11 protein-coding genes and 1 pseudogene are annotated in these 11,913 nt (G+C 66.8%); 8 read left to right on the plus strand and 4 right to left on the minus strand.

What is annotated here, in order from left to right:
- Positions 1-246 (minus strand): annotated as a pseudogene (locus tag VGV58_RS28280) (allantoinase PuuE); the annotation flags it as partial.
- Positions 247-314: 68 nt separating this feature from the next.
- Entirely contained in the window at positions 315-668 is a 354-nt protein-coding gene (gene uraH / locus VGV58_RS28285) for a hydroxyisourate hydrolase (protein ID WP_326877406.1), read from the minus strand.
- Positions 669-1,009: 341 nt separating this feature from the next.
- On the opposite strand from uraH, the gene VGV58_RS28290 reads away from it, so the two are divergent.
- The gene (locus VGV58_RS28290; RefSeq protein WP_326877514.1) at positions 1,010-2,242 is read left to right on the plus strand and encodes a urate hydroxylase PuuD; all 1,233 of its coding nucleotides are present in this window, start codon (positions 1,010-1,012) and stop codon (positions 2,240-2,242) included.
- 180 nt (positions 2,243-2,422) lie between these two features.
- A complete protein-coding gene (locus VGV58_RS28295; protein WP_326877407.1) occupies positions 2,423-4,897 on the plus strand; it encodes a YfhO family protein in 2,475 nt (824 codons plus the stop codon).
- A 119-nt stretch (positions 4,898-5,016) separates the two neighbouring features.
- Here the strand turns inward: VGV58_RS28295 and VGV58_RS28300 are convergent, their stop codons facing one another.
- On the minus strand, positions 5,017-6,087 hold the full coding sequence (locus VGV58_RS28300) for an NAD(P)/FAD-dependent oxidoreductase (protein WP_326877408.1): 1,071 nt from the start codon (positions 6,085-6,087) through the stop codon (positions 5,017-5,019).
- Between the two features lie 125 nt (positions 6,088-6,212).
- Positions 6,213-6,647, minus strand: coding sequence for a GlcG/HbpS family heme-binding protein (locus VGV58_RS28305; RefSeq protein WP_326877409.1), 435 nt, complete (start codon positions 6,645-6,647; stop codon positions 6,213-6,215).
- A gap of 284 nt (positions 6,648-6,931) precedes the next feature.
- On the opposite strand from VGV58_RS28305, the gene lysM reads away from it, so the two are divergent.
- The 6 genes from lysM to VGV58_RS28335 all read left to right on the plus strand — a co-directional run bounded on the left by lysM (position 6,932) and on the right by VGV58_RS28335 (position 11,856).
- The gene (gene lysM, locus VGV58_RS28310) at positions 6,932-7,375 is read left to right on the plus strand and encodes a peptidoglycan-binding protein LysM (protein WP_326877410.1); all 444 of its coding nucleotides are present in this window, start codon (positions 6,932-6,934) and stop codon (positions 7,373-7,375) included.
- 221 nt (positions 7,376-7,596) lie between these two features.
- Complete coding sequence (locus VGV58_RS28315; protein ID WP_326877411.1) at positions 7,597-8,649, plus strand: TRAP transporter substrate-binding protein; 1,053 nt, start codon at positions 7,597-7,599, stop codon at positions 8,647-8,649.
- A gap of 2 nt (positions 8,650-8,651) precedes the next feature.
- On the plus strand, positions 8,652-9,158 hold the full coding sequence (locus tag VGV58_RS28320) for a TRAP transporter small permease (RefSeq protein WP_326877412.1): 507 nt from the start codon (positions 8,652-8,654) through the stop codon (positions 9,156-9,158).
- Entirely contained in the window at positions 9,155-10,474 is a 1,320-nt protein-coding gene (locus VGV58_RS28325; protein WP_326877413.1) for a TRAP transporter large permease, read from the plus strand. Before VGV58_RS28320 ends, VGV58_RS28325 begins: the two co-directional genes overlap by 4 nt.
- Before the next feature lie 18 nt (positions 10,475-10,492).
- Positions 10,493-10,807: a rhodanese-like domain-containing protein gene (locus VGV58_RS28330; RefSeq protein WP_326877414.1), complete on the plus strand. Its 315-nt coding sequence runs from the start codon at positions 10,493-10,495 to the stop codon at positions 10,805-10,807.
- 95 nt (positions 10,808-10,902) lie between these two features.
- Positions 10,903-11,856, plus strand: a complete 954-nt coding sequence (locus tag VGV58_RS28335) for a YiiG family protein (protein ID WP_326877415.1) — start codon at positions 10,903-10,905, stop codon at positions 11,854-11,856.
- The last annotated feature ends 57 nt before the right edge of the window (positions 11,857-11,913 follow it).

Genomic DNA, 11,913 nt, shown 5'->3' on the forward strand with positions numbered 1-11,913 from the left:
GGCGCGCGAGCCGTATTCGTAGATCGACTCCATGTTCATATGGCGCTGGCCGGGCCAGGGCGCGGCGCCGACGATCTCGGAGAGGAAGGCTTCCGAGGCGGCATCGCCATGCAGGATGTTGTTCTCGCCGCCTTCCTCGTAGTTGACCACGAACTGCACCGCGATCCGCGCCTGCCCCGGCCAATGCGGATGCGGCGGGTTGCGGCCATAGCCGACGAGGTCGCGCGGGTAGGGGGAGGCGTTCATCAGCTGATTCAAGTCCATGCGAGGATGATTCAGGAACGGCCCGCAAGCCGTTGGCGACAGAAATGTTTTTAGCTGCCGCGATAGGTCGAATAGCTCCAGGGCGAGGCCAGGAGCGGCACGTGATAGTGCCCGTTGGGCTCGGCGATGGCGAAGCGGATCGGCACCAGATCGAGAAAGGCGGGCTCCGGCAGCTTCGTATGGAGATGGCGGAAATAGTCGCCGATGGCGAAGGTCAGCTCATAGCTGCCGACCAGCAGCGTGCCGCTGAGCAGGGGCGCATCGGTGCGGCCATCGGCGTTGGTAACCACATCCGCGATGCGGCTGCGGCTGCCGTCCGGCAGCAGCGCATCGAGCGCGATCGCGACGCCCGCAGCCGGCTTGCCGTTGACCGTGTCGAGCACATGCGTCGACAGACGCCCCATGCCTGATCCTTTCCCCGTTTGCCGTGTTCGCTGGGCGGAATGCCGCTTGCCTTCCAAGGCTGCGAACCTAGTCTGGAATCCGATGCAAGTTCCCTCCCGGATTCCGCCCTGTCAAATGGTGAAGCGCGCCGGAACCGCGCGGCAAGCCCTCCCCCCTTGTGGGGGAGGGTTGGGAGGGGGGCATCGCAGTTGCAGTTCTTTCCGCGCCAAACGCGGCAGATGTCGAGGGTGGCATACCCCCCTCTCTAACTCTGCCCCACAAGGGGGGAGAGAACAGGTCGCGGCTCCGATTGCGCTGGCACTTCTCCATCGGGAGCCCGCCCGTGCTTGAGGCCTATCTGATGGAGTGGGGCAGCCAGCTCCTGCGCTGGCTGCATGTGATCGCGGCGATCGCCTGGATCGGCTCGTCGTTCTTCTTCATCCATCTCGACGCGTCGCTTCGCGCTGCGCCCGACGCACCCAGGACCGAGGCCGGCCAGCCGACGCAGTTCCTCGCCTGGCAGGTCCATGGCGGCGGCTTCTATGCGATGCGCAAATACCTGGTCGCGCCGGAGGTTCTGCCGAAGGAGCTGACCTGGCATAAATGGCAGGCCTACTGGACCTGGATCTCCGGCTTCTTCCTGCTGGTCTGGGTCTATTACGCCCAGTCGGAACTCTATCTGATCGACCCGGCGGTGATGGCGCTCTCGCCCTTCGCTGCGGGCGCGATCGGCATAGCGGCGCTGGCCGGCGGCTGGCTGTTCTACGACCTGCTCTGCAAGTCGCCGCTCGGCAAGAACGATGTCGTGCTCGGCCTGCTCGGCTTCGGCTATGTCGTCGCCGCGAGCTGGGCCTTCGCCTCGGTCTTTTCCGGGCGCGGTGCGCTGATCCATACCGGCGCGCTGATGGCGACGATCATGTCGGCCAACGTCTTCTTCGTGATCATGCCGGGCCAGCGCAAGACCATCGCCGCGATGGTCGCCGGCGAGGTGCCCGATCCCAAATACGGCAAGCAGGCCAAGCAGCGCTCGCTGCACAACAACTACATCACCTTGCCGGTGCTGTTTCTGATGCTGGCGAACCATTACCCGGTGACCTACGCCAATTCGGCGGTGATCCCGGTGCTGGTGGCGCTGATCATCGTTGCCGGCGCGCTGATCCGGCACTTCTACAATGTCCGCCATGCCGACCATGCCAAGTCGCCCTGGTGGACCTGGGCGGTGGCGGCGCTCGCGCTCTGGCTCGCCTTCTGGGTGGCGATGGCGTCCTCGCCCGGCGGGCGCGAGCGGCTCGGCCTGAAGCCGCTCGATCCGGTGAAGCCGGTGATGCTCGCCGGCCTCGTGCCGCCGTCACCGGAGGTCGCCAACATCGTCACCGGGCGCTGCGCCATGTGCCATGCGCCCGAGCCGTCCTGGCCGGGCATCGGCATCGCGCCCAAGGGCGTCTTCCTGCACGAGCCAGAATTGATCGCCCGCCAGCGCCGCGCCATCGGCGTGCAGGCGGTGCTGACCCATGCCATGCCGCCGAACAACCTCTCGGGCATGACCACGGATGAGCGGCGCGTGCTCGCCGCCTGGGTGACGCAGAAGCGCTGATCCCGCTGCACCGGCGCGGCATGGTGACGCTGCCGCGCCACAGCCGGGCGCCTGATCCACAGCGTTCAGTTTCATTCAGTTTCGGTTCATCGCGGAACCTTCATCGTCGAACGTGATCACATCGGCGTGATCGGCGCGTGATCATGCGCGCCGGGTGCGCCAGGGGCCTTGGGGGTCCAGTTGAAAGCGGTTTGGAGATCGGGCTCCAGCTACTGGCTGGCGGCCGCGCTGTTCTGTTGCGCCTGGGTGGCGCTGTGCTGGCCCTGGCTGTCGGGGGCGGTGACGATTCCGTTCGACGCCAAGGCGCATTTCCAGGCGCAGATCCAGTTCCTGGCGCAGGCGCTGCATTCGGGGCAGTCGCCGTTCTGGACGCATAACGTCTTCGCCGGCTCGCCGCAGGTCGCCGATCCGCAATCGCTGATCTTCTCGCCGGCGATCCTGCTGGCGCTGTTCAATCCCTCGCCGAGCTTCCGTGCGGTAGACGCCTATGTGCTGGCGCATCTGCTGGTCGGCGGGCTCGCCATGCTGATGTTCTTCCGCGACCGCAACTGGCATCCGGCCGGGGCGCTGCTGGCGGCGCTGGTCTTCGCCTTCGGCGCCTCGGCGGCGTGGCGGGTCCAGCATGTCGGGCAGATCGCCAGCTTCGCCTTCTTCGGCCTCGCCTTCTGGCTGACGGCGCGGATGCTGCAGCGCGCCTCGTTGCGCTATGGGCTGCTCGCGGGTTTCGCCGCCGGCATGATGGTGCTCGAGCCCGATCAGGTCGCACTGCTCGGCGCCTACATCCTGATCGGCATGGTGGTGGCCTACTGGCTCTCCGAAGGCTGGGCGGGCTTGCGCGAGAGTCTCGCGCCGATCGCGGCCGCGTGCTTTGCGGGCATCGTCACCATCGCCGTGCCGCTGCTCTGGACCTGGCTCTTCGCCGAGGCGACGACGCGTCCCGCCATCGATCTCGTCGAGGCGGGCAGGGGCTCGCTCCATCCAGCCTCGCTGCTGACTGCCTTCGTCGGCGACCTGTTCGGCGTGCGTGACCCGTCCGTCGAATTCTGGGGACCCTATGCCCCGGACTGGAACGCCAAGGAACTCTTCCTCTCCAAGAACATGGGGCAGGTTTATCTGGGAGCGCTGCCCTTCCTGCTGCTGATCGTCCCGGGTCTGACGCGCGGCTGGCTTTGGGACAGGGCGATCCGGCCCTTCACCATCCTGTTCGTGCTGATGGTGCTGTTCGCGCTCGGCCGCTACACGCCGTTCTTCCACCTGGCCTATGACTATCTGCCGGGCGTCAAGGTGTTCCGCCGGCCGGCAGACGCGACCTTCCTGATCGGCGGGCTCGGGGCCGTGCTCTCGGGCTATCTGCTGCATCGCATCCTCAGCGAGGAGAAGCAGGGCACGATCTGGCGCGATCTTGGCATCGGCGCCGGCGCGATCGCCCTGCTGATCGGGCTTGCCCTGCTCGTCGCGCGTCAGGCCGGCCATCTCGGCCAGGCCTGGTTGCCGAGCGTCACTGCCGCCGCCTGGTTTGCGACGGCGCTTGCGCTCCTCGTCGTGCTGACGCGCTGGCGCGGCGCCGCGGCCCCGCTTGCCGCAAGCCTGATCGTGACCGGTGTCGTTGCGGCCGACCTTGCCGCCAATAACGGCCCGAACGAAGCCACGGCGCTGGCGCCCGAGATCTACGACGTGCTGCGGCCGGAGACCAAGAACGAGACCGTCGCCGTACTGAAGAAGCTCACGGCGCAGCCTGTGGATTCGCCGCGGCGCGACCGGGTCGAGCTGCTCGGCATGGGCTTCGAATGGCCCAATGCCGGCATGATCCACGGCTTCGACCATACGCTGGGCTATAATCCGCTGCGTCTTGCCGATTTCTCGGAGGCGGTCGGCACGCGCGATTCGATCGCGGCGCCGGGCGAGCGCGTGTTCACGCCGTTGTTCCCGTCCTATCGCTGCCGCCTCGCCGACTTCCTCGGCCTGCGCTACATCGCGACCCGGGTGCCGATCGGTGAGGTCGATCATTCGCTGCGCGCCGGTGACCTCAAGCTCGTCGCCTATACCAAGGACGGCTACATCTACGAGAACCCGCGGGCGCTGCCGCGCGTGATGTTCGTCGGTGGCTGGGAGCTCGCCGATTTCGAGGGGATGAAGTCGGCCGGCAAGTGGCCGGATGCGGACCCTCAGCGCGTCGTCCTGCTCGACCAGGAGCCGGAGCCCGGCGTGCCGGAGGGGCCGGTCGCGAGCAATGCCGAGGTCAAGCTCAAGCGTTACCGCAACACGGTGGTCGAGATCGAGGTGACGAGCGCGCAAGCGGGCTTCGTCGTGCTGAACGATATCTGGCATCCCTGGTGGAAGGCAGAGCTCGACGGCCAGGAGGTCGAGATCCTCAAGGCCAATGTCCTGTTCCGGGCGGTGCAGGTCCCGGCGGGCACGCACAAGATCCGCTTCAGCTTCCACCCGCTCGAGGGCGCGATCGCCGAACTGCGCGACCGCGTGACGCCGCCGGAGGAGGAGGGCGTGGTCGCGGAGGCGCCGACGCATAGCGGTCCCTCGGGCTCGCCGGCGACGCGCATCCAGCCGGTGCCGGCCGAGCCGGCCGCGCGCCCGGCGCACGACATGGCTGCGCACGACATGCTGCCGCCTGCGTCGGCGATGTCGGTGCTGCGGTAGGAAGAGCAAGTCATGCTCGGGCTTGCCCCGAGCATCTCTGGCCGGAGCCGGCCAGCACCTTCTCATCACGAGATTCTCGGGGTCCGCGCTTCGCTTCGCTCGAGAATGACGCCTTAGCCTCAGGCTACGCCGAGCTTCTTCTGCAGGGCGCTCGACGAGGTCGTGTACTGGAAGGTCAGACGCTTCTCCGGATAGACGTAGCGGTGGACCTTCTGGGCGGCGAGCGCCGCCTCGTGGAAGCCGGACAGGATCAGCTTCAGCTTGCCGGGATAGGTGTTGATGTCGCCGACGGCGAAGATGCCGGGCACATTGGTCTCGAACTTCTCGGTGTCGACCGGGATCAGGTTCTCGTGGAGATTCAGACCCCAGTCGGCGATCGGGCCGAGCTTCATCGTCAGCCCGAAGAAGGGCAGCATCGTCCCGCAGGCGACCTCGAACTCGGCGCCGGCATTGTCGCGGCAGATCGCGCCGTGCAGTTCGTTGCCTTCGCCCTTGAGGCCCAGGACCTGACCGAGCCGCAGGTCCATCGCGCCGGAGGCGACGAGAGCGCGCATCTGCTCGACCGAATGCGGAGCGGCGCGGAAATCATCGCGCCGATGCATCAGCGTCACTCGCTTGGCGATCGGCTGCAGGTTCAGCGTCCAGTCCAGCGCCGAGTCGCCGCCGCCGACGATCAGGATCTCGCGGTCGCGGAAGGCCTCCATCTTGCGCACGGCATAGTGCACGCCGCCGCCGTCGCCGCGGCCTTCATAGGCCTCGATGCCGGGGATCGGCGGCTTCTTGGGCAGGAACGAGCCGCCGCCGGCGGCGATCAGCACCGTCTTGGCCTCGAAGGTGGTGCCGGCGTCGGTGCGCAGGCGGAAGCGCGGGGCCTCGGCTGAGCCGAGCACCTCGATCTGCTCGATCATCTGGTTGAGATGGAAGGTCGCGCCGAAGGGCTTGATCTGCTCGAGCAGGTTGTCGACCAGCCCCTGCCCGGTGACGAGCGGGAAGCCCGGAATGTCGTAGATCGGCTTCTCCGGATAGAGCTCGGCGCATTGGCCGCCGACCTTGGGCAGGATGTCGACGAGATGGGCCTTGATGTCGAGCAGGCCGAGCTCGAACACGGCGAACAGGCCGCAGGGGCCGGCGCCGATGATCAGCGCGTCGGTCTCGACGGTTTCGCCCTCGATGGTGGCGGCGATGTTCATGGGTCTTCGTTCCTCAGGACGGCTTCAAGGGCCGCCGGTCGCCCCCCGTAGCCGGAAATCCGCCGGCCTTGCAATGCGACATGGCGCAAGGCCGAGCGGGCCGAACTGCATGCGGGCGGAGGAGCTCAGCCGCCGGTTTCGGCGGTGAGTCCGGCCGCGGCGATGCCGGCGAGGGCGGCCGCCTCGTCATTGTCCGACGTGTCGCCGGAGATGCCGACGACGCCGATGAGGTTGCCGCCGGCATCGCGGATCAGCGCGCCGCCGGGCACCGGCACGACCGGGCCGCCGACCGAGAGAGCGACGCCGTTGATGAAGTGCGGGCGCTCCAGCGCCATCTTGTTGAGCGTGCGCGGGCCGACGCCCAGCGCGATCGCGCCATTGGCCTTGCCGAGCGCGATCTCGCCGCGCTTCAGGCTGGTGCCGTCCTGGGCGAGGAAGAATTTCTGCGCGCCGCGCGCGTCGAGCACCGCAATGGCGAGCGGCTTCAGCCCGTTCTCGCGGGCATATTTCAGGGCGCCGTCAACGATCACGCTGGCCTGTTCGAGGGAGAGGGCGGTCATGGCTGGCCTTTCCTGGATATCGACGACAAAGCCTGTCGGCTCGGTACCGTTCTGCCAGCGCGGGCGACGCGAGGGAAGGGCAGAGCCTCGCCTTTCACCCCCGGCGAAGGTTTCGTCTTGCAGTTGTTGCCCCGAGCAGGCTTCATGGGGTGCGCGCTGAAGGCACGTTCCGCAAGGTGACCGCCACTTTTGCGACCAGAACATGCTCCAAGGCTGTCGCGTTGCGCGAAGCCCGATCGTTCGGCCAATCCTGGCGGGCGGCCAGCGCATGAGGAGAACACGCTATGGGTCTGTTCAGTTTCATCAAGGATGCCGGCGCCAAGATCTTCGGGTCGAGCCCGGCCAATGCGGCGACGGCCGATCAGTTGCAGAAGGAACTGGCGGGCCACGGCCTGCCCTCCGACGTCAAGATCGACGTATCCGGCGACAAGGTGAAGGTCTCAGGCAAGGCGCTGAGCACCGAAGAGGCCGAGAAGATCATCCTGGCGATCGGCAACACCGCCGGCGTCGGCTCGGTCGAATCGGAGCTGATCGTCAACAAGGAAGCGGCCGCTGCCGTATTCTACACGGTGAAGAAGGGCGACACGCTCTGGAAGATCGCCGAGGAGAACTACGGCAAGGGCAAGGGCGCCAAGTATACCGAGATCGTCAAGGCCAACACCCCGCCGGTGAAGGATCCCGACCTGATCCAGCCGGGCTGGGTGCTGCGCATCCCGCCGCTGGCCTAACAGGGCCCACAAAAGCAGCTCGCCGGGCACGTTCCGGCGGGCTTGCGAATTAGTTGCGAATGAAACTATAAGGCTGGAAGGCGTGAGACTTCCGGCCAGTTTGCATCGGGGCCGGTTTGATCCATCTTGCGTCTTTGCGAGATGGGTCAGCCGGCCTTTTTGTCGGCAAGGCCCGCGGCAGGGTGAACGAGACAACGCAGAACTCCCGGGGAGGGGACCTCATGACTTTTGATCGCCGCAAATTCCTGACGCTCGCCGGTTCGGCCGTGGCCGCGCCGGCCGTGCTGCGCGCCACCCGCGCCAACGCCCAGGAAGTGACGCTGCGTATGCACCACTTCCTGCCGCCGGTGGCGAACGGGCATTCCAAGTTCCTGAAGCCTTGGGCCGACAAGGTCGGGGCCGAATCGAATGGCCGGATCAAGATCGACATCTTCCCGTCGATGCAGCTCGGCGGCACCCCGCCGCAGCTCTATGACCAGGCCCGCGACGGCGTCGTCGACATCGTCTGGACCTTGCCCGGCAATACGCCCGGCCGCTTCACCGGAATCGAGGCGTTCGAACTGCCGTTCGTGCCGAACAAGCGCGCGCTGGTGAACTCGCTGGCGCTGACCGACTATGCCGCCGAGCACCTCAAGGACGAGTTCAAGGACATCCATCCGATCTGCTTCTGGGCGCATGATCACGGGCTGATCCACGCCAACAAGCCGGTGAAGACGATGGAGGACCTGAAGGGCCTCAAGCTGCGCTTCCCGACCCGCCTCGCCGGCGAGGCGCTGCGCGCGCTCGGCGCCAATGCCATCGGCATGCCGATCCCGCAGGTGCCGGAATCGCTGGCGCAGCGCGTCATCGATGGTTGCGTCGTGCCCTGGGAGGTCGTGCCTTCGATCAAGGTGCAAGAGCTGGTCAAGAACCACACCGAGATCCCGGGCTCGCCGACCTTCTATGTCGCGACCTTCGTGCTCGCCATGAACAAGGCGAAATACGAGGGCCTGGCGCCCGACCTCAAGGCGATCCTCGACAAGAACTCTGGCGCTGCCGCCTCCGCCATGGCCGGCAAGGTCTGGGACGAGCAGGCCGTCGTCGTCTCCGAGATGGTCAAGAAGCGCGGCAACAACATCGTCACGCTGGAGCAGGCCGAGGCCGAGCGCTGGCACAAGGCGACCGCACCAGTGGTCGAGGGCTGGCTCAAGACGGCCAAGGACAAGGGCCTCGACGGCGAGAAGCTGCTCGCCGCCGCCCGCGCCGCCCTCACCAAGCACCAGAACGCCGCCTGAGCATGACCGACAGGGTAGGGGAAGAGCGGCCGCCATCGCGCATCGACGCGGTGGCGGAAGCGGTCGCGCTCATCGGCGGTGCGCTCTTGATCGCGGTCGCGACCATGGTCGTGGTCAGTGTGACCTTGCGCAGCGACCTCGTCGGCGCTGCCGGCGTGCCCGGCGATTTCGAGCTGGTGCAGATGGCGACGGCGATCGCCGCCTTCTGCTTCCTGCCGCTCTGCCAATTGAAGCGCGGCAATATCTTCGTCGACACCTTCACCCTGAAGCTGCCGCAGCGCTGGCGCGACGGCATCGATGCGCTCTGGGATGTGGTCTACGGCCTCGCCATGGCGCTGATCGCCTGGCGGCTCGGCGTCGGGGCGCGCTCGGCGTTCGCCAGCGGCGAGAACACCATGGTTCTGCAGTTGCCGAGCTATCTGCCGATCGCGCTCTGCGCTGTCCTCGCTGGCTTCGTCGCGCTCGCGGCCTTCGTCAGCGCCAGCCGCCTGCTGAGGCAGCACCGATGAGCGGCTTCTCCCTCGCGATCACCGGCTTTGCCGTCATGCTGGCGCTGATGGCGCTGCGCCTGCCGATCGGCCTCGCCATGCTGGTCGTCGGCAGCGCCGGCTATATCCAGCTCAACGGGCTCGAGCCCTTCCTCAACTATATCCGCACCACGCCCTACCAGATCTTCGCCAATTACACGCTCTCGGTGATCCCGCTCTTCGTATTGATGGGCGCCTTCGCCGAGCGCTCCGGGTTGGCGGGCGACCTGTTCAAGGCGGCCTCGGCCTTCGTCGGCCATCGCCGCGGCGGCCTCGGCATGGCGATGATCGGCGCCTGCACCGGCTTCGGCGCGATCTGCGGCTCCTCGGTCGCGACCACCGCGACCTTCGCCCGAGCCGCGCTGCCGCAATTGCGCAGCTATCGCTACGATCCCGGCTTCGCCTGCGGCGTCACCGCGGTCGGCGGCACGCTCGGTATCCTGATCCCGCCTTCGGTGATCCTCGTCGTCTATGCGATCTCGACCGAGCAGAACATCGCCAAGCTGTTCCAGGCGGCGCTGATCCCCGGCCTGATGGCGGCGACGTTCTATTGCATCACCATCTGGATCATGTCGCGCCTCGACGGGACGCTCGCCCCCGCCCATGAGCGCACGCCCTGGCGCGAGCGCTGGCCGCTGCTGCTCGGCGTCATCCCGGCGCTGACGGTGGCGGTGATCGTGGTCGGCGGCATCTATGGCGGCGTGTTCACGCCGACCGAAGGTGCGTCCGTCGGCGCCTTCATCATGCTGGCGATCGGTCTGTTCCGGCGCACGCTCGGCCTTTCCGAGATCAAGCAGGCGATCCTGCAGACGGCCGAGACCTCGGCGATGATCTTCGCCATCCTGCTCGGCGCCGAGGTGTTCAACGCCTTCCTGGCGCTGACGCAGGTGCCGACGGCGGCCGCCGAGATGATCGCGGCCTCGGGCTGGGCGCCTTACACGGTGCTCGTCGGCCTGCTGCTGTTCTACATCGTGCTCGGCGGCGTCATGGACGAGCTCGCCATGATCCTGCTCACCTTGCCGGTGTTTTTCCCGATCGTGACGGCGCTCGATTTCGGCATGCCCACCGACGACATTGCGATCTGGTTCGGCATCCTGGTGCTGGTCGTGGTTGGCATCGGCATGACCTGCCCGCCGATCGGGCTCAACGTCTTCGTCGTCGCCTCGCTGGCGCGCGACGTGCCGGTGACGCGGATCTATCGCGGCGTGCTGCCCTTCGTCGTTGCCGACGTGATCAGGCTCGCCATCTGCGTGGCATTTCCGGCGCTCAGCCTCTATCTGGTGAAGCTCCTGAACTGAGTGACCGCGAGCAGCAGCATGATCGTACACGACCTCGACATCGACGCCGTCAAGGCGGGCTTGGCCGATGGCTCGATCCTCATCGTCGACGTGCGCGAGCCGCATGAGTTCGCCGCCGGGCGCATTCCGGGCTCGGTGTCGCGGCCGCTGTCGCAGTTCGACCCCGCCGACCTGCCGAACGAGCCGGGCAGGCGTGTCGTGCTCTCCTGTGCCGCCGGGGTGCGCTCGCTGCGGGCGCTCGAATTCGCACAGGCCGCCGGGCTTGACGTCGACAGCCATTACATCGGCGGCTTCAAGGACTGGGCGATGCGCGGCGAGCCGGTCGAAAGGTGAAGGAGCGATAGCGCCTTTCGGTTGCAGCTTGCCGCGCCAGCGCCGATAACGGGGCGCGGTCTCAAACCCGGCCGCGGTCGATCAAAGGTGCCCTGATGAAGGCCTCCCGCCTGCTGAGCTTCACCCTCGCAGCTTTGCTCTGCTCCGTGTCCGCAGCCCCGCTCGCCTTCGCGCAGGCCGCCCCGCAGACCGCAGCGAAGAAGCCGGCGCAGGACCCGGAACTGCAGGCGGCGATCGCCAAGTCGAATGCCTATACCTCGCTCTCGAACCGGACGATCCGGGCGATCGAATCCTGGGATCGCTACAAGAGCTGGGTCGACATAAAGAAGGGCCCGACCGGCAAGGAGCGCTATATCTCCTACGGGCTCTACAGCCTCTATGACGTCAAGGACGAGATCGCCAAGGCCGAGGCGGCGGCAGGCCAGCCGCCGGCGCAGCCGGAACTCGATGCCGCGGTGAAGCGCTATATCGCTGCCTATCAGGAGCTGGCGCCGCTGATCACCCGGGCCGAGCGCTATTACGAGCGCAAGGATTATCGCGACGACAACGCCGCCGAGGGTCGCGAGCTGCATGCCAAGATGGTGCCGGCGGCGGAGGCCTTCCTGCGCGAGCGGAGCGTCTTCGGCAACCAGCTCAACGGCTTCAAGAAGGGCATCGACGCGCGCGAGCTTGCGGCGATCGAGGCGAGCGAGGGCCGCCTTGCCCGCTGGCAGCTGCGCAACATCATGATCAATGCCCGCGCCGTGATGGACGTGATGCCGAGCAACGAGAAGCCGATCGTCGATCTCGCCGCCTTCGATACGGCGCTCGCCGGTTATTCCGGCGCGATCAAGGAGATGGACGCGTTCAAGGACAAGAATGCGTCCGGCGTGCCGATGATCGATTCCTCGGCCAGCTCCTGGCTCGGCAATCTGCGCGATTTCCGCGAAAAGCTCGGCAAGTCGAAGGGCGATGTCCGCAAGGGAGCGGCCAATGATGCCAATCGAATCGTCTCCAGCTACAATATGATGGTGTCGATGTCGGATAGTGCCGCGCGCATGATCCGCTGAGTTTTCAAGGCCCGCCTGCTTGCGCTCGGCGCATCCCGGTCCCTCCAGAGGGACCGG

This window comes from Allobosea sp. (assembly GCF_035944895.1).
Taxonomy (GTDB): Bacteria; Pseudomonadota; Alphaproteobacteria; order Rhizobiales; family Beijerinckiaceae; genus Allobosea.

Excerpts from the sequence above, each read along its gene's own strand:
- VGV58_RS28335 (WP_326877415.1), top strand. The coding sequence starts at position 10,903 with ATGAAGGCCTCCCGCCTGCTGAGCTTCACCCTCGCAGCTTTGCTCTGC.
- VGV58_RS28305 (WP_326877409.1), bottom strand. The coding sequence starts at position 6,647 with ATGACCGCCCTCTCCCTCGAACAGGCCAGCGTGATCGTTGACGGCGCC.
- VGV58_RS28330 (WP_326877414.1), top strand. The coding sequence starts at position 10,493 with ATGATCGTACACGACCTCGACATCGACGCCGTCAAGGCGGGCTTGGCC.
- VGV58_RS28290 (WP_326877514.1), top strand. The coding sequence starts at position 1,010 with ATGGAGTGGGGCAGCCAGCTCCTGCGCTGGCTGCATGTGATCGCGGCG.
- VGV58_RS28325 (WP_326877413.1), top strand. The coding sequence starts at position 9,155 with ATGAGCGGCTTCTCCCTCGCGATCACCGGCTTTGCCGTCATGCTGGCG.
- VGV58_RS28320 (WP_326877412.1), top strand. The coding sequence starts at position 8,652 with ATGACCGACAGGGTAGGGGAAGAGCGGCCGCCATCGCGCATCGACGCG.
- VGV58_RS28315 (WP_326877411.1), top strand. The coding sequence starts at position 7,597 with ATGACTTTTGATCGCCGCAAATTCCTGACGCTCGCCGGTTCGGCCGTG.
- lysM (WP_326877410.1), top strand. The coding sequence starts at position 6,932 with ATGGGTCTGTTCAGTTTCATCAAGGATGCCGGCGCCAAGATCTTCGGG.
- uraH (WP_326877406.1), bottom strand. The coding sequence starts at position 668 with ATGGGGCGTCTGTCGACGCATGTGCTCGACACGGTCAACGGCAAGCCG.
- VGV58_RS28300 (WP_326877408.1), bottom strand. The coding sequence starts at position 6,087 with ATGAACATCGCCGCCACCATCGAGGGCGAAACCGTCGAGACCGACGCG.